Below are 23,677 nucleotides of genomic sequence, written 5' to 3'. Positions count from 1 at the left end.
CGCGCGATCAGACGTCGCGCGCGATCTCGGCGATGATCGACGCCCCGTAGGCTTCGAGCTTGCGATCGCCGATACCCGAGATATGTGCGAGTTCCTCGATCGATGCGGGCCGCGCGAGCGCGATTTCGCGCAGCGTGGCGTCGTGAAAGATTACATACGCCGGCACATTGCGCTCGCGGGCGGTCGCCGCGCGCCAGGCGCGCAGGCGATCGAACAGCGTCAGCGGCACGCCGTCGAGGATCTCCATGCGGTTGCTGCGCGTGCGCTTCGTGCGCCGCTTCTCGGGCGCAAGCCGCAGCGCAAACCCCGACTCCCCGCGCAGTAGCGGTCGCGCCAGATCGGTCAACGTCAGCGCGTTGTGGCGGTCGTGGTCGACGGCCAGCAGGCCGCGGGCGACGAGCTGGCGGAACAGCGTGCGCCAGGTCTTCTCGTCGACGTCGGCGCCGATGCCGAAGGTGCTCACTTTGTCATGTTCCCAGTCGCGCACCTTGTCGGTGAGCTCGCCGCGCAGCACATCGATCACGTGGCCAGCACCGAAACGCTGGCCGGTGCGGAACACGCCCGACAGCGCCTTGCGCGCGGCATCCGTGGCGTCCCAGGTGCTCGGCGGTTCCAGGCAGTTGTCGCAGTTCCCGCAGGGCTGGCCTGTCTCGCCGAAATGCGCGAGCAGATGCTGGCGGCGGCAGGCGGTCGTCTCGACCAGGCCGACGAGCGCGTCGAGGCGGGCACGGCCGCGGCGCTTGAAGTCCTCGTTGCCCTCGGATTCGTCGATCATGCGCCGCTGCTGCACGATGTCCTGCGCGCCCCAGGCCATCCACGCCTGCGAAGCGAGGCCGTCGCGGCCCGCGCGGCCGGTTTCCTGGTAGTAGCCCTCGATCGATCGCGGCAGGTCGAGGTGGGCGACGAAGCGCACGTCGGGCTTGTCGATGCCCATGCCGAAGGCGATCGTCGCGCACATCACCAGCCCGTCCTCGCGCAGGAAGCGGCTCTGGTTTGCCGCGCGCACGTCCTGCGGCATCCCGGCGTGATAGGCCAACGCGCGGATCCCCTGTTCCTCCAGCCACGCGGCGGTCTCCTCGACCTTGCGCCGCGACAGGCAATAGACGATGCCGGCGTCGCCCGCGTGGTCGTCGCGGATGAAGGCGAGCAGCTGGTTGCGCGGGTTGTCCTTGTCGACCATGCGATAGCGGATGTTCGGCCGGTCGAAGCTGGAGATGAAGCGGCGTGCGGTGGCGAGTCCCAGGCGCTGCGCGATCTCCTCGCGCGTCTCGGCGTCCGCCGTCGCGGTCAGCGCGATGCGCGGCACGCCCGGGTAGCGCTCCGACAGCACCGAGAGCTGCAGGTACTCCGGGCGGAAGTCGTGGCCCCACTGCGACACGCAGTGCGCCTCGTCGATCGCGAACAGCGCAATGCGGCCGGCCTCGTGCAGGCGGTCGAGCGTCGCCAGCAGCCGGCCGGTGAGCAGGCGTTCTGGCGCCACGTACAGCAGGTCGAGCCGACCGCCGACGAGGTCGCGTTCCACCGTGACGGATTCGTCGGCCGCCTGGCTCGAGTTCAGGTAGGCTGCCGCCACGCCAGCCTCCTTCAGGGCGCTGACTTGGTCCTGCATCAGGGCGATCAGCGGCGACACGACCACGGCAGTGCCGGGGCGCAGCAGGGCCGGAACCTGGTAGCACAGCGACTTGCCGCCCCCGGTGGGCATCAATACCAGCGCGTCGCCGCCTGCCGTCACGTGTTCGACGATGGCCTGTTGTTCGCCGCGGAAGGCGGTGTAGCCGAAGACGTGCTCGAGGACGTGGAGCGGGGAGGGCGTGGCGTGTGCGGTCATCGCGGGCATTGTACCGGGGCAGGCCGGCTCTAAACAGGCTGGGAAGCGCCCAGGTTACGTTTCATGGTAATGTCAATGGGATGGGTGCGCCCGGCAGGCGCCGACCGGGGTTCGACTCCGGTCGATGACGGTGTTATCGTTCGTCTATCACTAAAGTTGCGGGTCATGCACGGCGGGGGATCCCATGCGGAAGACCAACGTTTCGAAGCTCTACGAGGCTTATCCTCACCTCGTGCGGATCGACGAGTTGTGGGGAACGCGCGACTGCCGCGAGTTCATCAACCGGCTCATGAACGACACGCGCGACGGCCAGCGGCGAGGCTTTCCCGGCGACCATGCGCGCACGATCCTGCGTCTGCTGATGGAGCACGATCGCGAGTTTCCGGAATTCGAGGAAAACATCACGTCCGACTGGCGCGACACCGTGGGCGAGTCGCGGCGGGGAATCCAGGGGTGACGTGTCGTAGATGAGCCTTCCCGATGAAGATCTGCTCGAATTCGCGGCCGAAGCGCAACTCCAGCCGGTCGCCGTGTCTGCCCGGTGGAAGGTCGCGATCGTCGATGACGACGAAGATGTCCATCGCAGCACCGAGCTGAGCCTCGCCAACACCGAGATCCTGGGGCGTCCGCTCGCTTTCCTGCATGCCCGTTCCGCCGCCGAGGCGCGTACGCTGTTCGCCGCCGAGCGCGACATCGCGGTGATCCTGCTCGACGTCGTGATGGAAACGCAGGATGCCGGCTTGCAGCTCGTCGACGAGATCCGCCATCGTTTTCACATGCGCGACGTGCGCATCATCCTGCGCACCGGCCAGCCCGGGTACGCGCCGGAACTCGACGCGATCCGCGACTACGACATCAACGACTACAAGAACAAGTCGGAGCTCTCTCGTACCCGGCTGTACGCGGCACTCACCGCCGCGATCCGTGCCTACCAGCAGATCCGCATCGTCAGCGCGAGCCGTGCCGGGCTGGCGCATATCGTGCGCGGTAGCGCCGAACTGCTGCGCTGCGAGGGGCTCGCCGACTTCGCGGGCGGCGTGATCACGCAGATCGCCGGCTTGCTCGCGCTGCCGCCCGAAGGGCTGGTGTGTGCGCGCCGTGACGCCGGCGCGCCGTGCGAAGTGATCGCGGCAGCCGGCCGTTTCGGCCACGCCACCCGCCAGCCGCTCGACGCGCTGCAGGATCCGGCCATCCGCACGATCCTCGAACGCGCGCTGACGCAGCGTGCGAACGTCGTCGAACCGGGGCAGGGCATCGCGCTGTACTTCGGCTCGCGGCCCGGGCGCGACCTCGCCGCCTACGTGGAAACGGGTTACCTGGCCGACGAGCTCGATCCGGCCCTGCTCGAAGTGTTCTGTGCGAACGTGTCGGTGTGCCTGGACAACGTCGATCTCGTGCAGCGGCTCAACGAGTATTCGTATTTCGATCCGCTCGTGCAGTTGCCCAACCGTCGGCAGTTGCTGGAGCTGCTCGACGCACATCTGCGCGAGCATGACGGCCGTCGCGGCGTGCTCGCGGTGGTGGACGTCGACCATTTCGGCGAGATCAACGGCGCCTTCGGCTATCAATACGGCGATGCGCTGCTCAAGGGCGTCGCCGCGCGCATCGTTGCCGGCTGCGGCACTCATGTCAGTGTCGCGCGGGTGGGCAGCGACAGCTTTGCGGTGTTCTGGACGGCCCACGATGCGGACGTGAGCTGTCTCGACGGCCTGTTCGCCGATCCGCTGGAGGTCGAAGGCGAGAGCGTCATCGTGTCCGTGACCGTGGGTATCGTCCGCCTCGACGACGTCGCCGGGGACGGTAGCGAGGCGCTGGAGGACGGTTACCTCGCGCTCAAGCGCGCGAAGCAGGCCGAGCGAGGGTCCGTCGCGCGCTACAACCGCGGCGTCAGCGAGGAAATTCGCGGGCGCGTGAACCTGTTGCACAACCTGCGTGGCGCCTTCGGCGCGAACGAACTGTTCCTCGTGTTCCAGCCGCAGATCGAACTCGCGAGCGGGCGCTGTGTCGGGGCCGAGGCCCTGCTGCGCTGGCGCACGAGCGACGGGGCGATGATTCCCCCCGACCGCTTCATCCCGCTGGCCGAGCGCTCGGGTCTGATCGTGGCGATCGGCGAGTGGGTGCTGCGGCGTGCCTGCGAGGAGGCCGCGCGCATGGCACGGGCGGGGCACGGCGCGGTGCGCATGGCGATCAACGTTTCGGTGATCCAGTTCCGCGATCCGCACTTCCTCGGCCGCCTGCGCGCCGCGATCGAGGACAGCGGCGTGTCGCCGAGGCAGATCGAGCTGGAGATCACCGAGTCGGTCGCGATGGGCGAGGGCGACCGCATGATCGAGCTGTTCGGGCACGTCAAGGCGATGGGGCTGGATATCGCGATCGACGACTTCGGCACGGGCTTCTCGTCGCTCAGCCACCTGCAGCGCATGAACGTCGACCGCCTGAAGATCGACCGCGCCTTCATCAACGACATCGGCGGTGCCGGCAAGGGGGGCGATATCGCCGGCCTCGTGTGCGGGCTGGGCGACCGGCTGGGCATCGAGCTGATCGCCGAAGGCATCGAGCAGGCCGAGCAGGCCGGGCGGCTTCAGGCGATGGGCTGCCAGCTCGGCCAGGGCTACCACTTCGCGCGGCCGATGCCGGCCGACGACTGGCGCGTCTGGCTGGCCGAGCACTCGTCGGGATCGGGCGCGCAGCCCGGATGCTGAACGCGCGCGGCCTGCCGCACCAAGCACCGCGCGCGGTGACGAGCGATGCTGCGGAAGACATGGTCGCGCCGTGGTCCGGCGATGAGCGTTGCCGTGTGACCGCAGGATCTGCCACGAACGTCGCCTGATGCGCCCGGTCCGCCTCTCTCGGCTGCTGTTCCTGCGCTCGCTGCTGGTCGCGACGCTGACTTTCGCAGTCGTCTACGGCCTGATGGAGCTCTGGCTTTTGCCGCAGATCGACCGCGACACTACCCTGCGGCAGCATCAGATCTCGCACGCGGTCGCGGCCCAGATCGAGGCGCAGGTCACGCGTCCGGAAGCGGCGGTGCGTGCGATCTCGCAGGTCCTGGTGACGGGCGATCCGTGGAGCCCCGAGGCGGTTTCGGCGCTGCTCGACCGCCTCGTCGACAGCAATGACGCCCTGGCGGCCGTGTACGCGCTCGACGACGACGGCAGGATCTTTGCCGTGGGGCTGCCGCCGGAACGCCGCCGGTCGCGAGCCGAGCTTGTCGGGCGCGACGTGTCGCTGCATCCGCTGGTGGCGGCGCTGAAGCGCGCGCCGGGCGTGCATTGGTCAGACGTCGTGCTGTCGCCGTCAGCGGGCGACGCGCTCGCGGTGGTCGCCGTGCGGCATGCGGGGGTGACGCTGTTCGGGGAACTGTCGTCCGGGCCGCTGCTGCACGCCGTTGGTGACGTGATGGACGACGGTGGGCTGCGCACGCTGCTGCTGGATGGCCGCGGGGCGCTCCTCGGCGACACCGCCGGCCTGAAGGCCGGGGCGGTGCCCGTGCTCGCCGACGTGCCGCACGAGGCGCGGCACGACCACGACGACGGCAGCCGTCAGGTGCTCCTGACCGTGGACGGCATCGACATGATCGGCAGCAGCGTGCCGGTATCGCCGCTGGGCTGGCAGGTGCTCGTGATCCGGCCGCAGTCGGAGGCGTTCCGGGCTTCGCAAACGGCCGAACTGATCATGCTCGTCGGGCTGGCAACGGCCTGGATCGTCGGCCTGGTCGGCGCAGCGATCCAGGCCGGCTATTTCGGCCGCCTGTTCCGCGACCTGTCGCTCTTCGCCCGTGGCGTCGAACGGGGGCGCTACGACCTGGCGTGGAGGTCTTCGCGGGTGCGCGAGTTCAACCGGCTCGCCGCCGCCTTCCAGCACATGGGGCAGGCGATCCGCGAGCGCGAGGCGGCGATCGTGGCGAGCCAGGCGGAGCTGCAGGAGCTCAACCAGACGCTCGAGACGCGCGTCGCCGAGCGCACAGTGGAGCTGCACCGCAGCAACGAGGAGCTTTCAGGGGCACTCGAAACCCTGCGGCGGACGCAGGAGGAACTGGTCCGCTCCGAGAAGATGGCTGCGCTCGGTGCGCTCGTCGCCGGTGTCGCGCATGAGCTCGGCACGCCGCTGGGCAACAGCCTGATCGCCGCGAACACCGTGCGCGACCAGACGCGCGCGCTGCGGCGCGAGCTCGAATCCGGGCTGCGGCGTTCAACGCTGGAGCGCTATCTCCAAGACACGGAGGCCGGCAACGCGATCATCGAGCGCAACCTGGAGCGTTCCGCGGCACTCGTCGCGAGCTTCAAGCAGGTCGCGGTGGACCAGTCGAGCGCGCAGCGGCGCGAGTTCGGCCTGGGCGAGGTGGTCGACGAGATCGTCATGACGCTGCGCCCTTCGCTGAAGCGCCTGCCGTTCCGCCTGGTGACCGAGGTCGATGTGTCGGCGCGGCTCGACAGTTACCCCGGCGCGCTCGGGCAGGTGCTCGCGAACCTCATCAACAATGCCGTCCTGCATGGTCTGGAAGGGCGGAACGAGGGCGAGGTGCGGATCGTCGGCCGCGCCGAGGGCGCCGACTGGGTGTTGCTGGAGGTCAGCGACGACGGGTGCGGCATCCCGCCGGAGCTGCAGGGGCGCATCTTCGAGCCCTTCTTCACGTCGCGCCTCGGCAAGGGCGGCAGCGGCCTGGGCCTGCACATCGTGCACAGCCTGCTGTCGAACGTGCTCGGCGGCACGATTTCGGTCGTCAGTCAGCCGGGGGCGGGGACGACGATGCGCGTGCGTCTGCCGCGTGTCGCGCCGCTCACGGCACAGGCGGGCGTGAGCGCAGGGGGGCCGTCGGCGGGCTGAGCGCCGCGCCGGCGTCAGAGACTGCGGATGCGCCCGATCAGGGCGGTCGTCGAGCGGTCGTGCTCGAACGGGATGGAATGCACCGTCCCGCCCCAGCCGCTCACTTCCGCGGCGCCAACGATGCGGTCCACCGGCCAGTCGCCGCCTTTCACCAGCACCTCCGGGCGTGCGTCGAGGATGCGCTGCAGCGGCGTGTCCTCGTCGAACCACGTGACGAGATCGACGCATTCCAGCGCGGCCATCACGGCGGCGCGGTCCTCCAGCGGATTCACCGGTCGGTCGTCGCCCTTGCCAAGCCGCTTCACCGACGCGTCGGTGTTCAGCGCGACGACCATCGCCGCGCCGAGCGCGCGCGCCTGCGCGAGGTAGGTGACATGCCCGCGGTGCAGGATGTCGAAGCAGCCGTTGGTGAACACGAGCGGGCGCGACAGGGCCGCGGCGCGGGCGCGCAGCGCCTCGGGGGGGCAGATCTTGCCTTCGAAGGCGGGGCGAGGGTAGGGCATCGGTTCCTGAGAGCGGGACGGGGACCGCGTGCGGTCCCGGAAGGCGCGATTCTAGCGCGCGCGCCCGGGATGCGCCTGCCGGCGTCTCATGCGGGATGCGCGGCGCGCCACTCTGCGAGGGCGGCGATGCCGTCGTGCAGGTCTGCGATGACGCGGATGCCCGGCAGCTTGCGCTGCTGCTCGCGCACGGCCAGACCGCCGGCCCAGAGTGCAATGCTGGCGGGCAGGCGGGCGCGTAGCGTGTTGAGGCCCTCGACCGCCTGGCGCGGCGGATAGGCCGCGCTGAAGGACAGCGCGACGACGTCGATGCCGGCCTGCGTGGCGGCGTGCTCGATGTCGGCGAGCGGCGTCTGGGTGCCGAGCGAGGTGCAGTGCGCGCCCTCGGGCGCAAACATGGCCTCGGCCATCAGCAGGCCGAGCGAATGCAGTTCGTTCGGGAAGGTCGTGAGCAGGATGGACGGCGCCCCGCCATGCCCGCCGTGGTTCGCGATGGCGCCGCGCAACACGTTGTGCACCTGCTCGGTGTACAGGTGTTCGCCGGCCACGCTCAGTTCGCCGCGCAGCCACGCCTGCCCGACCGCATCGGTGAGGGGGGTGAGCGTGTCGGTGAGGAAGCGCTGCAGGCCCTGTTTAAGCAGGCTTTGTTGCAGTGCGCGCTGGAGGGCTGCGCCGTCCTGCCGCTGCATGAAGGCGAGCAGGGTGTTCCAGCCGGCGGGGGCAGCGGGCGGAGCGGCCTCGGGCGACGCCTCGAGCAGCTGCGCGAGTTCTTCCGTGCTGGCCGCGACGATGCGCGACGGGCGCAGGCCCTGGTCGAGAAGGCGGCGGATGAGGCGCAGTTTGTCCACCTGTGCGGCGGGGTACACGCGCTCGCCGTTGGCGTCGCGCAGGGGCTGCGGAAAGCCGTAGCGGCGCTCCCACACGCGCAGCGTGTCCTTGGGCAGCCCGGTGTCGCGTTCGACCGCGGCAATGCCGAAGCCGTCGGGGTGGTTGGCGAGATTTTTCATTTTGTCGTGGACAAATCCTTGACGCGGTGTGCGAATGGCTCTAAGTTAGAGCCGTGTACAAATTTTGTCCAGGACAAAATGAAAGCCAAGACCCTTAGGTTCTCTCTCGTGCAACGCACCCTGCTGCTTGCGGCGACGGTCGTCGCAGGTGCTGCGCTGTTCATCTACGTGACAGCTCCGCGGGCCGCTGCGGCCACGCCGGTCGATCCGTCGGCAGTGGTTTCTGTCCAGGACAATTATGCCGTGGACGAGGGGTTGGCACTGAAACTCTTCCTTCATCGCGGCGACTACGCGCCGGCGACGGTGCAGGGGTGCTCATCATGAACATGCGCGAAGCCTTCCCGTGGGAGCCGCGTCCGGCGCGGCGGATTGCGGTCGTCGGCGCGGGGATCTCCGGCCTGGCCTGTGCGTGGATGCTGTCGCGCGAGCATGACGTGACCGTCTTCGAGGCCGGCAAGCAGGCGGGCGGGCACACGAACACGGTCGACGTGACGCTGGACGGGGTGACTCACCCCGTCGACACCGGCTTCCTGGTGTTCAATCGCCGCACCTACCCGAACCTGATCGCGCTCTTCGGCCTGCTCGGCGTCGAGGCCGTCGAGACGGAGATGTCGTTTTCCGTGAGCCTCGCGCAGCCGGACCTGGAGTGGTCGGGAACCAGTCTGCGCAGCCTCTTCGCCCAGCCGGGCAATGCGGCGCGGCCGGGGTTCTGGCGCATGCTGCGCGACATCCTGCGCTTCAACCGCGAGGCCCCCCGGTTCGCGCTTGGCGGCGACGGGGCGGCGGGGCTGCGGCTGGGTGAATACCTGGCGGCGAACCGCTACAGCCGCGAGTTTCGCGACTGGTACCTGTTGCCGATGGCTGCGGCGATCTGGTCTTGCCCGACGCGGGCCATGCTCGACTATCCCCTCGAGACCTTCGTGCGCTTCTGCGACAACCACGGCCTGCTGCAGATCGCCGATCGGCCGCAGTGGATGACGGTGCGCGGGGGAGGGCGCGAGTACGTGCGGCGCATGTGCAGTCAGCTCGACGACCTGCGTCTCGACACGCCGGTGCTGGGGGTGTTTCGCGACGCCAACGCGGTGTGGGTGCATACCCCGGAGCGGGTCGACCGTTTCGACGAGGTCGTGTTCGCGTGCCACAGCGACCAGGCGCTGGCGATCCTCGGCGGCGATGCGACGGCAGGCGAGCGGGAGATCCTGGCGGCGGTGCGCTATCAGCCCAACCGCGCCGTGCTGCATACCGATGCCAGCCTGCTGCCGCGGCGGCAGGGCGTCTGGGCGGCGTGGAACTACGCCGCGGCCCCGGGCGGGGAGAGTGCGGAGCCCGTCCCGGGCGCCGTCTCGGTCAGCTACCTGATCAACCGGCTGCAGCCCGTGCCGTTCGACACGCCGGTGGTGGTGACGCTGAATCCCGTGCGCGAACCGGACCCGGCGCGCGTGCTGGCGAGTTTCGACTATGCCCATCCGGTGTTCGACGCCGCGGCGGTGGCGGCGCAGCGTGCGCTCGGCGGCATCCAGGGCGTGCGCCGCACGTGGTTCGCGGGCGCGTGGACCGGCTACGGATTTCACGAGGACGGCCTGAAGTCTGCCTTGCCGATTGTCGAGGCGCTGGGCGGTCGCGTGCCCTGGCGCGGGAGTGCGCGCGGGAGTGAGAGCGTCGTGGAGGCGTGCGGCGCATGAGCGCGGCGCACGACCCGCTGATGCCGGCCGTGTGTTTCGGCGCGGTGTTTCACGAGCGCCACGCGCCGGTGCACAACCGCTTCATGTATCCGACCGCCTTCCTGCGCCTGCCCTTGTCGCGGTTGGACGACCTGTCCGTGCCGCTGCTCGGGGTCGAGCGCGCGAACGTCTTCTCGTTTCGCAGCCGCGACCACGGTCCGCGCGACGGCACGCCGCTGCTGCCGTGGCTGAGTGGCTTGCTCGCGCGCCACGGGCTGGTCGGGGTCGCCGACGGCGAGGTGGTGCTGCAGACGATGCCGCGCATGCTGGGCTTCCTGTTCAATCCCGTGAGTTTCTGGTTCTGTCACGACCGTGCCGGCGCCCTCCGGGTGGTGCTCGCCGAGGTGAGCAACACCTTCGGCGAACATCACAACTACCTCATCCATCACCGCGACCTGGGGCCGATCCGCCCCGGCGACGAGATGCGCGCGATCAAGGTTTTCCATGTGTCCCCCTTCCTGCCCGTGGCAGGCGAATACCGCTTCCGTTTCCGCGCCGCAGGCGTCGTTCCGGCCGTCGCGATCGATTACTGGGAGGGCGGCGAGCTCCGCCTCAGTACGGCGGTCGGCGGGCGCGCCCGACCCCTCGATGGCTCGGCGATGCTCGCCTGGCTGCTGCGCTATCCGCTCATGACCCTAGGTGTCGTCGCGCGAATCCACTGGCAGGCGCTGCGCCTGTGGCTGAAAAGGGTCCGCTTCTTTCACAAACCGTTGCCCCCGCTGGAGGAAACCACGCGATGAATTCCCTCGAAAATACGCTCGCGAAACCGGTGGCGTGGTCGGCGTCCAGTGCGCCGCGCGCGACCCGGCTGGCGCTGGGGTTGCTCGAATCGCTCGAGGGTGGGGCGCTGGCGCTCGAGTTGCCCGGGGGCGAGACCCTGCGCCTCGGTCATGGCCCGCTGCGTGCGCACTGGCGCGTGCGCGACCACGAGACCTTCGCGGCGGCGCTGGCACGTGGCGACATCGGTCTCGGCGAGACCTACCTGGCCGGGCTCTGGGACACCGACGACCTGACCGCACTGCTGACGCTGCTGGCGGAGAACCGCACACGCCTGGCGCGCGCCGTTTACGGGCGCCTGCTGCCGTTGGTGGGCTACCGCCTGTGGAACGCGTTGCGCGCGAACACGCGCAGCGGGGCGCGGCGCAACATCGAGGCGCACTACGACCTCGGCAACGACTTCTACGCGCTGTGGCTCGATCCCACGATGAGCTATTCGGCGGCCCTCTTCGGCGATGCCGCGGAGCCGCTCGAGGCGGCCCAGCGGCGCAAGTATCGGCGCATCCTCGAGCGCCTCGATGCGCAGCCGGGTCAGACGATCCTCGAGGTCGGCTGCGGCTGGGGCGGCTTCGCCGAGATCGCGGCAAAAGAGTTCGGCTGTCTCGTGTTCGGCATCACGCTCTCGCCCGCGCAGCTTGCCCATGCGCGCGCCCGCGCCGAGCGCGAAGGTTTCGCCGATCGCGCGACCTTCGCGCTGTGCGACTACCGCGACGTGCTCGGCGAGTACGACCACGTCGTGTCCATCGAGATGATCGAGGCGGTCGGGGAGCGCTTCTGGCCGACCTATTTCGCGACGCTCTCGCGCCGCCTGCGGCGCGGCGGTCGCTGCGTGGTGCAGGCGATCACGATCGACGAAGCCCTGTTCCCGCGCTACCGGCGGGGAACGGACTTCATCCAGCGCTACATCTTCCCCGGCGGGATGCTGCCGACGCCGGCCATCGTGCGCCGTCAGGCCGAGACGGCCGGACTCGCACTGGTCGGGGACTTCGCCTTCGGACGCGATTACGCACGCACGCTGGAACGCTGGCGCGTGCAATTCGACGAGAAGCGCGCCGAGGTCGCGGCGCAGGGCTTCGACGCGCGCTTCATGCGGCTGTGGCGCTTCTATCTGGCGTACTGCGAGGCCGGTTTCCTCGTTGGCGACATCGATGTCCATCACTTCGAACTTGCCCACCGCTGAGCGGGCGGGGTTGCGGCCGCTGCTGCTTGCGGGCTGCATCGCGATCGCGTGCGTGCTCGGGGGCGGGCGCGCGGCCGCGTCCGGACTCGAGGCGCGGGCGCCGGGCGTCGGCGCGGGTTGGGGCGTCGTGGGGCAGGGCACGATGCGCTGGTTCGGTCTCGCGCTCTACGACGCCAGCCTGTGGACGCGCGGTGCCTCGCCCTGGCGCCCCGAGCGGCCCTTCGCGCTGGAGATCCGCTACGCGCGACCGATCCGCGGCGAGCGCCTCGTCGCGGCCAGTCTCGACGAGATGGCGCGTCTCGGGTTCGCGGACGCGGAGCGGCGCGAGACCTGGCGACCGCTGCTGGCGCGGGCATTCCCGTCCGTCGAACCCGGCGACACGATCGTCGGGCTGGCGGAACCCGACGGTCGGGTGGCTTTCTACCATCGCGGGGCGCTGACCGCCGAGTTGCGTGACGCGGACTTCGCGCGCGCCTTCTTCGCGATCTGGCTCGACCCGCGCACGCGCGAGCCGGCCCTGCGTTCAAGCCTGCTGGGGATCGGCGATGAAGGTTGAGCGCGGACCCGCCCTGGCGTACGGCGTGCTGGGGTTGCCGCTGGCCTTCGCCGCGCTGCCGATCTATGTGCACGCACCCAAGCTCTACGCGGATGGCCTGGGCCTTCCGCTCGCGGCGATCGGCGCCGTCCTGCTCGGCGTGCGCATCGTCGATGCCGTCACCGATCCGATCATCGGCTGGGCGAGCGATCGTTTCGTGGCGCGACGTGCGTGGATCGTCGCGGCGCTGCCGCTGCTGGCCGCAGGATTCATCGCGCTGCTCGGTCCGCCGGCCGGTGCCGGGCTCCTGTGGCTGGCGGCGTCGCTGCTGCTCGTCACGCTCGGCTACTCGCTCGCCACCATCAACTACGCCGCGTGGGGCGCGGAACTGGCCGATACGCCCGATGGGCGCACGCGCGTGGTCGCAAGCCGCGAGGGCTTCGCGCTGGCGGGCGTCGTGCTCGCGGCCGGATTGCCCTCCGTGCTTGGGAACGACCCCGCCAGCGGCCTGGCGTGGCTCGGCTGGACCTTCCCCTTCATTCTCCTGCTCGGCGCGGGGCTCACCTTGCGCTTCGCGCCGGCGGTGGTGAAGGTGGAAGGCGGCGCGGTGTCCCTGCGCTCGGCCATGCGCGACGCGCTCGCCTGTCGTCCCTTCGCGCGATTGCTCGTGGTGTTCGCCGCGAACGGCATCGCCGCCGCGATCCCCGCCGCGACGGTGCTGTTCTTCGTCTCCGACGTGCTGCAGGCCGAATCCGCATCGGGCCTGTTCCTCATCCTGTATTTCCTCGCCGGGGCCGCGAGCATGCCCCTGTGGGTGCGTTGCGCGTCGGTCTTCGGAAAGCACCGTGCCTGGCTGATCGCCATGCTGCTCGCGATGGCGGTGTTTGCCTGGGCGGCGACGCTCGGCGCGGGCGACCTGCGCAGCTTCGCGCTGATCTGCGTGCTCTCGGGTGCGGCCCTGGGGGCGGACCTGGCCCTGCCGGCGGCCATGCTCGCGGATCTGCTCGCCCGGGAGCGTTCGGCGGGGCCGCGCGCGGGCGCCTGGTTCGGGTGGTGGAACCTTGTCTCCAAGGCCAATCTCGCGATTGCCGCCGGGCTCGCGTTGCCGCTCCTCGACCGGCTGGGCTACGCACCCGGCACCCGCGACCCCGACGCGCTGGCCGTCCTCGCGGGGGTGTACGCACTGTTGCCGGTGGCGCTCAAGGCGCTGGCGGTGTTTCTGCTGTGGCGTTACCGGAGTGATCTGATGGAGGAGGAGCGGCGATGCGCCGAATGCTGATGACCCTTGCGATGGTCGCGGGGATGGCCGGTTGCGCCGGCATCGATGTGCAGGAGTACGCCGCCGAAACGCCGGTCCTCGACCTGCGCACCTACTTCGATGGCACGCTCGACGCCTACGGCATGTTCCAGGATCGCTCGGGCAAGGTCGTCAAGCGCTTCCATGTCGTCATCGAGGCGAGCTGGCGCGGGGATGTGGGCACGCTCGACGAGCGCTTCACCTACTCGGACGGCACCACCCAGCAGCGCGTATGGACGATTACGCGGCACGGCGCGCACCGCTACGGTGGCGTCGCGGCCGATGTGGTCGGCGAGGCGCAGGGCGAGGCGCGCGGCAACGCGCTGCGCTGGCGCTACGTGCTCGCGCTGCCGGTCGGCGACCGGATCTGGCACGTCGATTTCGACGACTGGATGTTCCTGATGGACGAGCGCGTGATGCTGAACCGATCGGTGATGAGCAAGTTCGGCGTCCGTCTCGGCGAGGTCAGCCTGTCCTTCGTGAAGAGAAAGGCGCATGCGCTTCCTTGAGCCGCTCAATCCGCCGATCCGGGACTGGCGCGGCCTGCGCGTCTGGCTGGTCGGTGGCTCGGCCGGGATCGGCGCGGCGCTGGCGCGCGATCTTGCCGCTCGCGGTGCGCGGCTCGCGCTCTCGGCGCGCGATGCCGACCGCCTCGCCGCGGTCGCCGCCGAGTGCCCCGGCAGTCTTGCGCTGACGATGGACGTCACGCGGGGGGCGCCGGAATACGCGTGCGTGCGCGACGATCTGCTCGCCGCCTGGGGTGGCATCGACCTCGTCGTCCTCAACGCCGGCACCTATCGGCCGATGCGCGCGTGGGAGCTCGAGCCGGAGGCGGTGCGCGCGACCCTCGACGTGAATCTGCTCGGGGTGATTGACGGTGTCGCGAGCGTCCTCCCGACCCTTCTCGCGCAGGAGCGCGGCGCAATCGCGATCGTCGGCAGCGTTGCGGCCTACCGCGGACTGCCGCAGGCGGCGGCCTACGGCGCGTCGAAGGCCGCGCTCGTCAACTTCGCCGAGTCCCTGTATCTCGACCTCGCGCCGCGCGGGGTCGCGGTCCACCTCATCAGTCCGGGCTTCGTCGCAACCCGCCTCACGGCGCAGAACCCCTTCACGATGCCCGCCCTGATGCAGCCCGAGGACGCTGCGGCGGAGATCGTCGCCGGATTCGCCCGCGGCGACTTCGAGACCCACTTCCCGCGCCGCTTCACGCGACTGATGAAGCTGCTGCGCGTCCTGCCGTACCGGCTGTACTTTCCGCTCGTGCGGCGGGTAACCGGCTCATGACGCGCGCAGCCGCCGAAAGGCTCGCCGATTTCTATGCGACGCTCACGCCGCAGTCGCTCGCGTCCCTCGCGGACTTCTACGCACCGGACGCACGTTTTGTCGATCCCTTCAACGACGTCACCGGCCTCGACCCCATCGCGCGCATCTTCCGCCACATGTTCGCGACCGTCGAGACGCCGCGCTTCGAGGTGACGAGCTGTCTCGCGGGCGAGCAGCAGGCCATGCTGGCGTGGACCTTCCGCTTCGGCGCCGGGCGCGCGTGCCGCGAGATCCGCGGCGTCACGCACCTGCGTTTCGATGCCGACGGGCGGGTCGTCGAGCACATCGACCACTGGGATCCCGCGCGCCAGCTCTACGAGCACATTCCCCTGATCGGCTGCATCCTGCGCACCTTGCGGCACCGTCTCGCCGCACCTTGATCGCTGCTGCGACCGGGCGAATATCACATATTGCGCTGCAATATGTTGATAAAGCTCAAAAACTCGTATTGCGACCGGAGAACCCGCTATGGCATGATCAATTCGCATTCGCTGAAATACGGCTCGCGGGAGCCGCCGCATTCGATGGGGGTTGGGACATGAGTCTTGCCGGTCGTCATGCAGTCGCCGTATCCCTCGTGATCGCCGCGCCGGCCCTCCAGGCCCAAAGCCGCTACAACCTCCAGCCCCCTGCCACCGGCATCGCCGCGCAGATCTACGACATGCACACGCTCATGTTGCTGATCTGCCTGCTCATCTTCGTGATCGTGTTCGGCGTGATGTTCTGGGCGGTGATCCACCACCGCAAGTCGAAGGGCGCGGTCGCTGCCCACTTCCACGAGAACACTGCGGTCGAGATCGCCTGGACCGTTATCCCCATCCTCATCCTCCTCGGCATGGCCTGGCCGGCGACCCGGACGGTGCTGGAGATGAAGGACACGCGCGACCCCGACATCACCATCAAGGCCACCGGCTACCAGTGGAAATGGGGCTACGACTACCTGCAGGGCGAAGGGCAGGGCATCCGCTTCGTATCCAACCTGTCGACCCCGCGCGAGCAGGTCGACGGCAAGGCCACCAAGGGCGAGCATTATCTGGTCGAGGTCGACAACCCCGTCGTCGTCCCGGTCGGCAAGAAGATCCGCGTGCTGATGACCGCCGCCGACGTGATCCATTCGTGGTGGCTGCCGGCCTTCGGCGTCAAGCAGGACGCCATCCCCGGCTTCATCCGCGACGCATGGTTCCGTGCCGACCAGGAAGGCGTCTACCGCGGCAACTGCGCCGAGCTGTGCGGCAAGGACCACGGCTTCATGCCCATCGAAGTGCATGTCGTGTCGCAGCAGGCCTACGCCAAGTGGGTCGCTGACCGGCAGGCCGCAATGGCCGCCGCCGCCAGCGCCGGGGCGCGCGAATGGGCGCTCGCCGAGCTTGTCGAGCACGGCGCCAAGGTCTTCGCAGCGAACTGCGTCGCCTGCCATCAGGCCGACGGCAAGGGCCTGCCGCCCGCCTTCCCGCCGCTCGACGGAGCCGCCATCGTGCTCGGCGAAGCGCCCGCGCAGATCGAGGTCGTGCTGAAGGGACGTCCCGGCACGCCGATGGCCGCCTTCGGCGCGCTGCTGTCCGACGCCGACATCGCGGCCGTCATCACCTACACGCGCAACACCTGGAGCAACAAGACCGGCGAAGCCATCCAGCCCTCGCAGATCGCGGCGGCGCGGGGCAAGTGAAGCCACGAACGCCTGAACGCTTGAATCGTCAAGGAGGCAGCATGGCGGCGGTAATGCCCGATCACCTGCACGGCGACCACCATCACGGCCCCACCGGCCTGATGCGCTGGATCACGACGACCAACCACAAGGACATCGGCACGATGTACCTGGTCTTCAGCTTCATCATGTTCCTCTCGGGGGGCGTGATGGCGCTGACGATCCGCGCGGAGCTGTTCCAGCCCGGCCTGCAGGTCGTGCAGCCCGAGTTCTTCAACCAGCTCACGACCATGCACGGCCTCGTGATGGTGTTCGGCGCCATCATGCCCGCCTTCGTCGGCTTCGCGAACTGGCAGATCCCGCTGATGATCGGCGCGTGCGACATGGCCTTCGCGCGCATGAACAACTGGAGCTTCTGGCTCCTGCCGCCGGCCGCGACCCTGCTGATCGGCTCCTTCTTCGTCCCCGGCGGCGCCACCGCTGCCGGCTGGACGCTCTACGCGCCGCTCTCCGTGCAGATGGGCATGGGCATGGATCTCGCGATCTTCGCGATCCACATCATGGGCGTGAGCTCCATCATGGGCGCGATCAACATCGTCGTCACCATCCTCAACATGCGCGCGCCCGGCATGACGATGATGAAGATGCCGCTCTTCTGCTGGACCTGGCTCATCACCGCCTACCTGCTGATCGCCGTGATGCCGGTGCTCGCCGGCGCCGTGACCATGGTCCTCACCGACCGCCACTTCGGCACCAGCTTCTTCAGCGCCGCCGGCGGCGGCGACCCGGTGATGTACCAGCACATCTTCTGGTTCTTCGGCCACCCGGAGGTCTACATCATGATCCTCCCGGCCTTCGGCATCATCAGCCAGATCATCCCCACCTTCGCGCGCAAGCCGCTGTTCGGCTACGCATCGATGGTGTACGCCACCGCGTCGATTGCGATCCTCTCCTTCAGCGTGTGGGCCCACCACATGTTCACCACCGGCATGCCCGCGGCCGGTCAGCTCTTCTTCATGTACGCGACGATGCTCATCGCCGTGCCCACCGGCGTCAAAGTGTTCAACTGGATCGCCACGATGTGGCGCGGCTCGATGACCTTCGAGACGCCGATGCTGTGGGCCGTCGGCTTCATCTTCGTGTTCACCATGGGCGGCTTCACCGGCCTCATCTGCGCCATCGCCCCGATCGACATCCAGGTGCAGGACACCTACTACGTCGTCGCCCACTTCCACTACGTGCTCGTCGCCGGCAGCCTCTTCGCGCTCTTCGCCGGCGCCTACTACTGGCTGCCGAAGTGGACCGGCCACATGCCCGACGAGCGCATCGGCAAGCTGCACTTCTGGTGCTCGATCGTCTTCTTCAACATCACCTTCTTTCCCATGCACTTCCTCGGGCTGGCCGGCATGCCGCGCCGCATCCCCGACTACGCGCTGCAGTTCGCCGACTTCAACATGATGGCCTCGATCGGCGCCTTCGGCTTCGGCCTCTCCCAGCTCATCTTCCTTGCTGCGGTCGTGAAATGCGTGCGCGGCGGCGAAAAGGCCGCCGCACGTGCCTGGGAAGGCGCCGAAGGACTGGAATGGACGGTCCCGTCACCCGCGCCGCACCACACCTTCGAAGAAGCGCCGGTGGTGAAATGAACAGCCCAGCCAAAATCAGCCGTCGAGCCGGTACCGATGCGAGCGGCGTGTCGGGTGTTCGCAGAGCCGGCGAGGACTGTCTGAGCCCGCAGGGCGAGTTCCGCAGCCGGCGGCGCGAATACCCGGCGCGGCGCGGATCGCAGGCAACAACAGCATGACCCACAGCGACGACCCCGCCCGCCGCGCCGCGAACCGCCGCACCGCCCTCCTGCTGGCGGTCGTCGCGCTGCTGTTCTTCTTTGCGGCGCTCTTCAAGTTCAAGGGGCTCGCTCCATGAGTGCGCGAGCCCGCATCGCCGCCGAAAACCGCCGCTTGCTCGTGCGCCTCGCCGTCGCCGCCGTCGTCATGTTCGGCTTCGGCTTCCTGCTCGTGCCCTTCTACGAAAAGATCTGCGAAGTCACCGGCATCAACAACCTGCTCAAACCCGACACCGCCGCCAACACCCAGATCGACCTCACGCGCACCGTCACCGTCCAGTTCGACGCCAACATCCACGACCTGCCGTGGCAATTCCGCCCCCTGCAGACCCAGATCAGCGTCCACCCCGGCGAACTCGCCACCGTCGCCTACGAAGTCTCCAACACCCGCAGCGAACCCGTCACCGGCCAGGCCGTCCCCAGCTACGGCCCGCAACTCGCCGGCCAGTACTTCCACAAGCTCGAATGCTTCTGCTTCGCCAAACAGACGCTCGCCGCCGGCGAAAAACGCACCATGCCCGTCGCCTTCGTCGTCGACCCCGGCCTGCCCGCGGACGTCACGGTCATCACCCTCTCCTACACCTTCTTCGAAATCGCCGGGCGCCGCGTCGCCGGTGACGGCACGGGAGGCCGTTCGTGATCGCCATGCAGAACCACGACCCGCGCCACGCGCCGCCCCACAACGATCCCGCCACGCCGCCCCGCGCCGGCTTCCTCGCCACGCTGCGCGCCGTGCTGTGGTCCTTCATCGGCATACGGCGCCGCCACGACTACGAACACGACACCCGTTCGCTCGACCCGCGCGCAGTCGTCGTCGCCGGCCTGCTCGCAGGGCTCGCGTTTGTGCTCACCCTCGTCGCCGTCGTGCGCCTGATCGTCGGAGGCTGAGACATGGCGAGGCCAACACGGCATGACCGCAAGCCATTCGGCGGAAGGCGCTTCGCTTTTCCGCCCTACGTTCCGGCGCGCGAAAACGCCGGGGAGTCAGGAGGGTAGACATGACGCAAACCTTCGAAAAATACTTCGTCCCCGAACCCTCGAAGTACCCCATCTTCGGCTCGATCGCGCTGCTGCTCTTCGGCAGCGGTGCCGCGATGTGGCTCAACGGCTTCAAGGCCGGACCCTGGGCGTTCTTCCTCGGCATCGCGATCCTCGTCTTCATGCTGTTCGGCTGGTTCGGCCAGGTCGTGCACGAATCCGAAGGCGGCAAGTACGGCCGCAAGGTCGACCGCTCCTTCCGCTGGTCGATGGGCTGGTTCATCTTCTCCGAAGTCATGTTCTTCGCCGCCTTCTTCGGCGCGCTCTTCTACGCCCGTGTCCTCTCCGTCCCCTGGCTCGCCACCGGCGACACCATGGAACTGCTGTGGCAGGGCTTCGCCGGCGGCTGGCCCACGGCCGGCCCCGACAAGCCCGACCCCTTCACGCCGATGGGCGCCTGGGGCATCCCCGCGCTCAACACCCTCATCCTGCTCAGCTCCGGCGCGACCCTCACCTGGGCGCACCACGGCCTGCGCCACGACAAGCGAAACCAGCTCAAGCTTGGCCTGCTCGTCACCATCCTGCTCGGCGTGCTCTTCCTCAGCCTGCAGATCTACGAATACCGCCACGCCTATGCCGAACTCAACCTGCGCCTCGATACCGGCATCTACGGCTCCACCTTCTATCTCCTCACCGGCTTCCACGGCCTGCACGTCACGGTCGGCGCAATCATGCTCACGGTCATGCTCGGCCGCGCGCTGGCCGGACATTTCACCCCCGACAGCCACTTCGGCTTCGAGGCCGCCGCGTGGTACTGGCACTTCGTCGATGTCGTATGGCTGCTGCTCTTCGTCGTCGTCTACCTGCTGTAAGCGCCCGCTGCGAATGAGCCTGCGTCGTCACGTCCGCCTCCATCCCGTGCCGCTGCTCGCGGGCGTGGCGCTTGCGCTGCTCACGCTGCAACTGGGCAACTGGCAGACGCGCCGCGCCGCGGAAAAGGCCGAACTGCAGGCCGAATACCGTGCCGCGGCCGAGCGCCCCGCGCAGCCCCTCGCGCTGCCCCTCGACTCGACGCCCCCTGCCGAGTGGCAAAGCGTCGAACTCCATGGCGAATGGCTCCCCGGGCGCAGCATCCTGATCGACAACCGCGTTCACGCGGGGCGCGCGGGCTACCACGTCTTCACGCCGCTGCAACTCACAGGGCAGGGGGCCGTCGTGCTGGTCAACCGCGGCTGGATCGGGGCCGGTGCCGACCGCTCGCAACCGCCCCCCCGGATCGCCAACCCGCCCGGCGCGACCGTCGTCACCGGCCGCGTGCGCCATCCCGAAGAAAAACCCTTCATGCTCGCCGCCGACGCCCCCTCGGGCAGCGTCTGGCAGGTGCTCGATCTCGCCCGCTACCGCAGCGAAACGCGACTGCCGGTGGCCGACTTCTACGTGCAGCAGACCAGCCCCGCCGACGACGGCCTGATCCGCAGCTGGCCCGACCCCGATGCCGGCATCGAGCGCCACCGCGGCTACGCCCTCCAGTGGTACGCCCTCGCAGCCCTCGCGACGGCGCTCACCCTGTGCTACCTGTGGAACGCTTTTCGGAGTCCCCGGCATGACCAGCGCCAGCCTCTCTGAGCCCTCGCCTGCACCCGCACCCGCGCCGAACGCCGTCGCGCGCACCCGCACCGGACGCCGCACGCTCGCGCTGCTCGCCTTCGTCTGCGTGCTGCCCGTCCTCGCCTCCTATTTCGCCTATTACGTCTGGCAGCCGGAAGGGCGGGCCAACTACGGCGAACTGCTCGTGCCCGCGTCCCTGCCCGACGCGGTGCTGCCGGGCGTCGCTGGCCAGCCGGATCTCGCGCGCAAGGAACTCGAGGGCCGTTGGACCCTGCTGCTCGCTGCATCCGCCACCTGCGAGCGCGCCTGTGCGGATGCCCTGTACCTGATGCGCCAGTCCCGTCTCGCGCAGGGCGAAGAGATGGAGCGCGTCGCGCGCCTGTGGCTGGTCTCCGACGCCGCGATGCCGGCTGCCGAACTGCTCGCGGCCCACGACGGGCTGCGCCTTGCCCGCGCCGAACCCGCATGGCTCGCACGTTTGCCTGCCGCCGAGCGGGGGCGTCACGTCTATCTGGTCGATCCGCGTGGCAGCGTGATCATGCGCTTCCCCGAGAACGCCGAGCCGCGCCGCGTCATCAAGGACCTGCAGCGCCTGCTCAAGTATTCCGCGCTCGGGCGGGCGCAGACGACTCCCCCGGCGCGTTCGACCCCCGTCACCGACGATCGCACCGCACGATGACCACCTACCGCCGCCTGATTCTCCTCGCACTCGCGCTCACGACCCTTGTCGTCGTCTTCGGCGCCTACGTCCGCCTGTCCGACGCCGGCCTCGGCTGCCCCGACTGGCCGGGCTGCTACGGCCAGCTCAGCCCGCACCACGCCGCCGACGCGATCCGCGAAACCCACGCCGCCGACCCGCGCGGACCGGTCAGCCTCCCGAAGGCGTGGAAGGAGATGATCCACCGCTACCTCGCCGCCGCCCTCGGCCTGCTCATCCTCGTCATCGCGTTCCTCGCCTGGCGCCGCCGCGGCACCCCGGGCGTCGCCCCGCGGCTCGCCGCAGCCCTAGTCGGTATCGTGATTTTCCAGGGCCTGCTCGGAAAATGGACCGTCACGCTGCTGCTCAAGCCGGCCATCGTCACGGCCCACCTCCTCGGTGGCCTCACGACCCTCGCGCTGCTCGCCTGGCTTGCCTTGCATGCCCAAGCGCCGGCGCGGATCGAGGTCCCGCGCCGCCTCCTCGTCCTCGCCCGTGCGGCCTTCGCACTGCTCGCGGTGCAGATTGCGCTCGGAGGCTGGACGAGCACCAACTACGCCGCGCTCGCCTGCACCGACTTTCCGGCCTGCCAGGGCAGTTTGTGGCCACCGGCCGACTACGCGAATGCCTTCCACGTCGTGCGCGAACTCGGCATGACCGCCGACGGCGAAGTGCTCCCGCTGGCGGCACTCACCGCCATCCACTGGTCGCATCGTGTCGGAGCAGTCATTGCCGGCATGGCGCTGATCGCGCTCGGTGGCGCACTGCTGCGCCGCTCCGTCACGCGCCGTCTCGCTGCCGTCCTGCTGCTTGCACTCGCCGCCCAGCTCGCCCTCGGCATCGCCAACGTCGTGCTCAGTCTGCCGCTGCCGCTCGCGGTTGCGCACAACGCCGGCGCTGCGGCACTCGTCATCGTGATGGTCTGGATCAACCACAGCCTGCGCGGGGCCCGCAGTCCCGCAACGGCTGCGCAGAGGAGGGCAGGTCATGCGGGCCGCGAAAATTCTTACGCCTGATTCTCACGTCGAGGATTCCCACGTCGCAACGGCCCGTCTGCACGCCTTCTACGTGCTGACGAAGCCGCGGGTGAATTCCCTGATCGTGTTCTGCGCCATCATCGGCATGTTCCTCGCCGTCCCCGACGGCCTGCCGTCGCCCGCCATCGTGCTCGCCGCCACCGTCGGCATCGCGTGCGTCGCCGGTGCCGCCGCGGCGATGAACTGCCTCATCGAAGCGCAGATCGACGCGCGCATGACCCGTACCCGCGGGCGCCCACTGCCGCGCGGCGAGCTCACCCCGCGCGAGACGCTCGCCTTCGCCAGCGCGCTCGGCGGCAGCGGCCTCCTGATCCTGCATCAGCTCGTCAATCCGCTGACGATGTGGCTCACGCTCGCCACCTTCGTCGGCTACGCGGTGGTCTACACCATCTTCCTCAAGCCGCGCACGCCGCAAAACATCGTCATCGGCGGCGCCTCCGGCGCCATGCCCCCGGTGCTCGGCTGGGCTGCCGTCACCGGCGACGTAAGCGCCGACGCGCTGCTCCTCTTCCTTATCATCTTCGCGTGGACCCCGCCGCACTTCTGGTCCCTCGCGCTCTACCGCAGCGCCGACTACGCGCGCGCCGGGCTGCCGATGCTGCCGGTCACCCACGGCCCCGAATTCACGCGGCTGTCGGTGCTGCTGTATACATGCATCCTCTTCGGCGTCACGCTGCTGCCGTTCGCGACGCGCATGAGCGGCATCCCCTATCTCATCGCCGCGATCGCGCTCGGCGGCTGCTACCTCGGGCACGCATGGCGCCTGTACGTCGACTACAGCGACGCCCGCGCACGACGCGCCTTCCGCTTCTCCATTCTGTATCTGTTCTTGCTCTTCGCGGCCCTGCTGGCGGATCATTACCTGCGTTTCTGATCC

The 23,677-nt window shown here is 69.1% G+C and carries 25 protein-coding genes; 22 read left to right on the top strand and 3 right to left on the bottom strand.

Features of this window, described 5'->3' with window-relative positions:
- Positions 1–7: 7 nt before the first annotated feature.
- Positions 8–1,837 carry a DNA helicase RecQ gene (recQ, locus tag AzCIB_RS18615; protein ID WP_050417263.1) on the bottom strand — a complete coding sequence of 610 codons (1,830 nt, stop codon included), beginning with the start codon at positions 1,835–1,837 and terminating at the stop codon, positions 8–10.
- A 175-nt stretch (positions 1,838–2,012) separates the two neighbouring features.
- Here recQ and AzCIB_RS18610 point away from each other — a divergent pair, with 175 nt between their 5' ends.
- The 3 genes from AzCIB_RS18610 to AzCIB_RS18600 all read left to right on the top strand — a co-directional run bounded on the left by AzCIB_RS18610 (position 2,013) and on the right by AzCIB_RS18600 (position 6,655).
- Entirely contained in the window at positions 2,013–2,285 is a 273-nt protein-coding gene (locus AzCIB_RS18610) for a hypothetical protein (protein WP_050417262.1), read from the top strand.
- 10 nt (positions 2,286–2,295) lie between these two features.
- Positions 2,296–4,530: a putative bifunctional diguanylate cyclase/phosphodiesterase gene (locus AzCIB_RS18605; protein WP_050417261.1), complete on the top strand. Its 2,235-nt coding sequence runs from the start codon at positions 2,296–2,298 to the stop codon at positions 4,528–4,530.
- A 127-nt stretch (positions 4,531–4,657) separates the two neighbouring features.
- Entirely contained in the window at positions 4,658–6,655 is a 1,998-nt protein-coding gene (locus tag AzCIB_RS18600) for a sensor histidine kinase (RefSeq protein WP_232299267.1), read from the top strand.
- A 14-nt stretch (positions 6,656–6,669) separates the two neighbouring features.
- On the opposite strand, the gene rfaE2 is transcribed toward AzCIB_RS18600, so the two are convergent.
- Both rfaE2 and AzCIB_RS18590 read right to left on the bottom strand, forming a co-directional pair.
- Entirely contained in the window at positions 6,670–7,158 is a 489-nt protein-coding gene (rfaE2, locus tag AzCIB_RS18595) for a D-glycero-beta-D-manno-heptose 1-phosphate adenylyltransferase (RefSeq protein WP_050417260.1), read from the bottom strand.
- Between the two features lie 86 nt (positions 7,159–7,244).
- Positions 7,245–8,162: a MerR family transcriptional regulator gene (locus AzCIB_RS18590; protein ID WP_050417259.1), complete on the bottom strand. Its 918-nt coding sequence runs from the start codon at positions 8,160–8,162 to the stop codon at positions 7,245–7,247.
- Positions 8,163–8,240: 78 nt separating this feature from the next.
- Between AzCIB_RS18590 and AzCIB_RS18585 the strand changes: the two genes are divergently transcribed.
- The 19 genes from AzCIB_RS18585 (at position 8,241) to cyoE (ending at position 23,674) form a co-directional block, all read left to right on the top strand.
- Entirely contained in the window at positions 8,241–8,486 is a 246-nt protein-coding gene (locus AzCIB_RS18585; protein WP_050417258.1) for a hypothetical protein, read from the top strand.
- Complete coding sequence (locus AzCIB_RS18580; RefSeq protein WP_050417257.1) at positions 8,483–9,844, top strand: NAD(P)/FAD-dependent oxidoreductase; 1,362 nt, start codon at positions 8,483–8,485, stop codon at positions 9,842–9,844. The genes AzCIB_RS18585 and AzCIB_RS18580 overlap by 4 nt, the downstream gene beginning before the upstream one ends.
- A complete protein-coding gene (locus AzCIB_RS18575; RefSeq protein WP_050417256.1) occupies positions 9,841–10,623 on the top strand; it encodes a DUF1365 domain-containing protein in 783 nt (260 codons plus the stop codon). Before AzCIB_RS18580 ends, AzCIB_RS18575 begins: the two co-directional genes overlap by 4 nt.
- Positions 10,620–11,840 carry an SAM-dependent methyltransferase gene (locus AzCIB_RS18570; RefSeq protein WP_050417255.1) on the top strand — a complete coding sequence of 407 codons (1,221 nt, stop codon included), beginning with the start codon at positions 10,620–10,622 and terminating at the stop codon, positions 11,838–11,840. Before AzCIB_RS18575 ends, AzCIB_RS18570 begins: the two co-directional genes overlap by 4 nt.
- Positions 11,809–12,396, top strand: a complete 588-nt coding sequence (locus AzCIB_RS18565) for a chalcone isomerase family protein (RefSeq protein WP_157058530.1) — start codon at positions 11,809–11,811, stop codon at positions 12,394–12,396. The genes AzCIB_RS18570 and AzCIB_RS18565 overlap by 32 nt, the downstream gene beginning before the upstream one ends.
- Positions 12,386–13,654 carry an MFS transporter gene (locus AzCIB_RS18560; protein ID WP_050417253.1) on the top strand — a complete coding sequence of 423 codons (1,269 nt, stop codon included), beginning with the start codon at positions 12,386–12,388 and terminating at the stop codon, positions 13,652–13,654. The genes AzCIB_RS18565 and AzCIB_RS18560 overlap by 11 nt, the downstream gene beginning before the upstream one ends.
- Entirely contained in the window at positions 13,648–14,181 is a 534-nt protein-coding gene (locus AzCIB_RS18555) for a DUF3833 domain-containing protein (protein WP_232299452.1), read from the top strand. The genes AzCIB_RS18560 and AzCIB_RS18555 overlap by 7 nt, the downstream gene beginning before the upstream one ends.
- The gene (locus AzCIB_RS18550; protein ID WP_050417251.1) at positions 14,168–14,956 is read left to right on the top strand and encodes an SDR family NAD(P)-dependent oxidoreductase; all 789 of its coding nucleotides are present in this window, start codon (positions 14,168–14,170) and stop codon (positions 14,954–14,956) included. Before AzCIB_RS18555 ends, AzCIB_RS18550 begins: the two co-directional genes overlap by 14 nt.
- Positions 14,953–15,375, top strand: a complete 423-nt coding sequence (locus AzCIB_RS18545; protein WP_050417250.1) for a nuclear transport factor 2 family protein — start codon at positions 14,953–14,955, stop codon at positions 15,373–15,375. Before AzCIB_RS18550 ends, AzCIB_RS18545 begins: the two co-directional genes overlap by 4 nt.
- Before the next feature lie 158 nt (positions 15,376–15,533).
- The gene (gene coxB / locus AzCIB_RS18540) at positions 15,534–16,661 is read left to right on the top strand and encodes a cytochrome c oxidase subunit II (protein WP_083447069.1); all 1,128 of its coding nucleotides are present in this window, start codon (positions 15,534–15,536) and stop codon (positions 16,659–16,661) included.
- A gap of 41 nt (positions 16,662–16,702) precedes the next feature.
- Positions 16,703–18,283, top strand: coding sequence for a cytochrome c oxidase subunit I (gene ctaD, locus AzCIB_RS18535; RefSeq protein ID WP_050417249.1), 1,581 nt, complete (start codon positions 16,703–16,705; stop codon positions 18,281–18,283).
- Between the two features lie 154 nt (positions 18,284–18,437).
- Positions 18,438–18,560 carry a hypothetical protein gene (locus tag AzCIB_RS24925; protein ID WP_286130871.1) on the top strand — a complete coding sequence of 41 codons (123 nt, stop codon included), beginning with the start codon at positions 18,438–18,440 and terminating at the stop codon, positions 18,558–18,560.
- Entirely contained in the window at positions 18,557–19,120 is a 564-nt protein-coding gene (locus tag AzCIB_RS18530; protein WP_050417248.1) for a cytochrome c oxidase assembly protein, read from the top strand. The genes AzCIB_RS24925 and AzCIB_RS18530 overlap by 4 nt, the downstream gene beginning before the upstream one ends.
- A gap of 5 nt (positions 19,121–19,125) precedes the next feature.
- Positions 19,126–19,368 carry a DUF2970 domain-containing protein gene (locus tag AzCIB_RS18525; protein WP_050418448.1) on the top strand — a complete coding sequence of 81 codons (243 nt, stop codon included), beginning with the start codon at positions 19,126–19,128 and terminating at the stop codon, positions 19,366–19,368.
- 110 nt (positions 19,369–19,478) lie between these two features.
- Positions 19,479–20,330, top strand: a complete 852-nt coding sequence (locus AzCIB_RS18520) for a cytochrome c oxidase subunit 3 (protein ID WP_050417247.1) — start codon at positions 19,479–19,481, stop codon at positions 20,328–20,330.
- Positions 20,331–20,343: 13 nt separating this feature from the next.
- Positions 20,344–21,084 carry an SURF1 family protein gene (locus AzCIB_RS18515; protein ID WP_050417246.1) on the top strand — a complete coding sequence of 247 codons (741 nt, stop codon included), beginning with the start codon at positions 20,344–20,346 and terminating at the stop codon, positions 21,082–21,084.
- Positions 21,062–21,745: a redox-active disulfide-containing membrane protein gene (locus AzCIB_RS18510; protein WP_050417245.1), complete on the top strand. Its 684-nt coding sequence runs from the start codon at positions 21,062–21,064 to the stop codon at positions 21,743–21,745. Before AzCIB_RS18515 ends, AzCIB_RS18510 begins: the two co-directional genes overlap by 23 nt.
- Positions 21,742–22,779, top strand: coding sequence for a COX15/CtaA family protein (locus tag AzCIB_RS18505; protein ID WP_050417244.1), 1,038 nt, complete (start codon positions 21,742–21,744; stop codon positions 22,777–22,779). Before AzCIB_RS18510 ends, AzCIB_RS18505 begins: the two co-directional genes overlap by 4 nt.
- Positions 22,751–23,674 (top strand): heme o synthase, encoded by a 924-nt coding sequence (gene cyoE, locus AzCIB_RS18500; RefSeq protein WP_050417243.1) that lies wholly within the window; start codon positions 22,751–22,753, stop codon positions 23,672–23,674. The genes AzCIB_RS18505 and cyoE overlap by 29 nt, the downstream gene beginning before the upstream one ends.
- The last annotated feature ends 3 nt before the right edge of the window (positions 23,675–23,677 follow it).

Source organism: Azoarcus sp. CIB, assembly GCF_001190925.1.
Lineage (GTDB): Bacteria > Pseudomonadota > Gammaproteobacteria > Burkholderiales > Rhodocyclaceae > Aromatoleum.
The sequence above is the reverse complement of the archived record's forward strand: the minus strand, read 5'-3'. Positions and strand labels throughout refer to the sequence as shown.

Coding starts and splice junctions, on each gene's coding strand:
- AzCIB_RS18555 (WP_232299452.1), top strand. CDS start 13,648: ATGCTGATGACCCTTGCGATGGTCGCGGGGATGGCCGGTTGCGCCGGC.
- AzCIB_RS18590 (WP_050417259.1), bottom strand. CDS start 8,162: ATGAAAAATCTCGCCAACCACCCCGACGGCTTCGGCATTGCCGCGGTC.
- ctaD (WP_050417249.1), top strand. CDS start 16,703: ATGGCGGCGGTAATGCCCGATCACCTGCACGGCGACCACCATCACGGC.
- rfaE2 (WP_050417260.1), bottom strand. CDS start 7,158: ATGCCCTACCCTCGCCCCGCCTTCGAAGGCAAGATCTGCCCCCCCGAG.
- AzCIB_RS24925 (WP_286130871.1), top strand. CDS start 18,438: ATGACCCACAGCGACGACCCCGCCCGCCGCGCCGCGAACCGCCGCACC.
- AzCIB_RS18575 (WP_050417256.1), top strand. CDS start 9,841: ATGAGCGCGGCGCACGACCCGCTGATGCCGGCCGTGTGTTTCGGCGCG.
- AzCIB_RS18560 (WP_050417253.1), top strand. CDS start 12,386: ATGAAGGTTGAGCGCGGACCCGCCCTGGCGTACGGCGTGCTGGGGTTG.
- AzCIB_RS18565 (WP_157058530.1), top strand. CDS start 11,809: ATGTCCATCACTTCGAACTTGCCCACCGCTGAGCGGGCGGGGTTGCGG.
- AzCIB_RS18605 (WP_050417261.1), top strand. CDS start 2,296: ATGAGCCTTCCCGATGAAGATCTGCTCGAATTCGCGGCCGAAGCGCAA.
- AzCIB_RS18600 (WP_232299267.1), top strand. CDS start 4,658: ATGCGCCCGGTCCGCCTCTCTCGGCTGCTGTTCCTGCGCTCGCTGCTG.
- recQ (WP_050417263.1), bottom strand. CDS start 1,837: ATGCCCGCGATGACCGCACACGCCACGCCCTCCCCGCTCCACGTCCTC.
- AzCIB_RS18525 (WP_050418448.1), top strand. CDS start 19,126: ATGCAGAACCACGACCCGCGCCACGCGCCGCCCCACAACGATCCCGCC.
- AzCIB_RS18520 (WP_050417247.1), top strand. CDS start 19,479: ATGACGCAAACCTTCGAAAAATACTTCGTCCCCGAACCCTCGAAGTAC.
- cyoE (WP_050417243.1), top strand. CDS start 22,751: ATGCGGGCCGCGAAAATTCTTACGCCTGATTCTCACGTCGAGGATTCC.
- AzCIB_RS18545 (WP_050417250.1), top strand. CDS start 14,953: ATGACGCGCGCAGCCGCCGAAAGGCTCGCCGATTTCTATGCGACGCTC.
- AzCIB_RS18515 (WP_050417246.1), top strand. CDS start 20,344: ATGAGCCTGCGTCGTCACGTCCGCCTCCATCCCGTGCCGCTGCTCGCG.
- AzCIB_RS18550 (WP_050417251.1), top strand. CDS start 14,168: ATGCGCTTCCTTGAGCCGCTCAATCCGCCGATCCGGGACTGGCGCGGC.
- AzCIB_RS18505 (WP_050417244.1), top strand. CDS start 21,742: ATGACCACCTACCGCCGCCTGATTCTCCTCGCACTCGCGCTCACGACC.
- AzCIB_RS18610 (WP_050417262.1), top strand. CDS start 2,013: ATGCGGAAGACCAACGTTTCGAAGCTCTACGAGGCTTATCCTCACCTC.
- AzCIB_RS18530 (WP_050417248.1), top strand. CDS start 18,557: ATGAGTGCGCGAGCCCGCATCGCCGCCGAAAACCGCCGCTTGCTCGTG.
- AzCIB_RS18585 (WP_050417258.1), top strand. CDS start 8,241: ATGAAAGCCAAGACCCTTAGGTTCTCTCTCGTGCAACGCACCCTGCTG.
- AzCIB_RS18570 (WP_050417255.1), top strand. CDS start 10,620: ATGAATTCCCTCGAAAATACGCTCGCGAAACCGGTGGCGTGGTCGGCG.
- AzCIB_RS18510 (WP_050417245.1), top strand. CDS start 21,062: ATGACCAGCGCCAGCCTCTCTGAGCCCTCGCCTGCACCCGCACCCGCG.
- coxB (WP_083447069.1), top strand. CDS start 15,534: ATGAGTCTTGCCGGTCGTCATGCAGTCGCCGTATCCCTCGTGATCGCC.
- AzCIB_RS18580 (WP_050417257.1), top strand. CDS start 8,483: ATGAACATGCGCGAAGCCTTCCCGTGGGAGCCGCGTCCGGCGCGGCGG.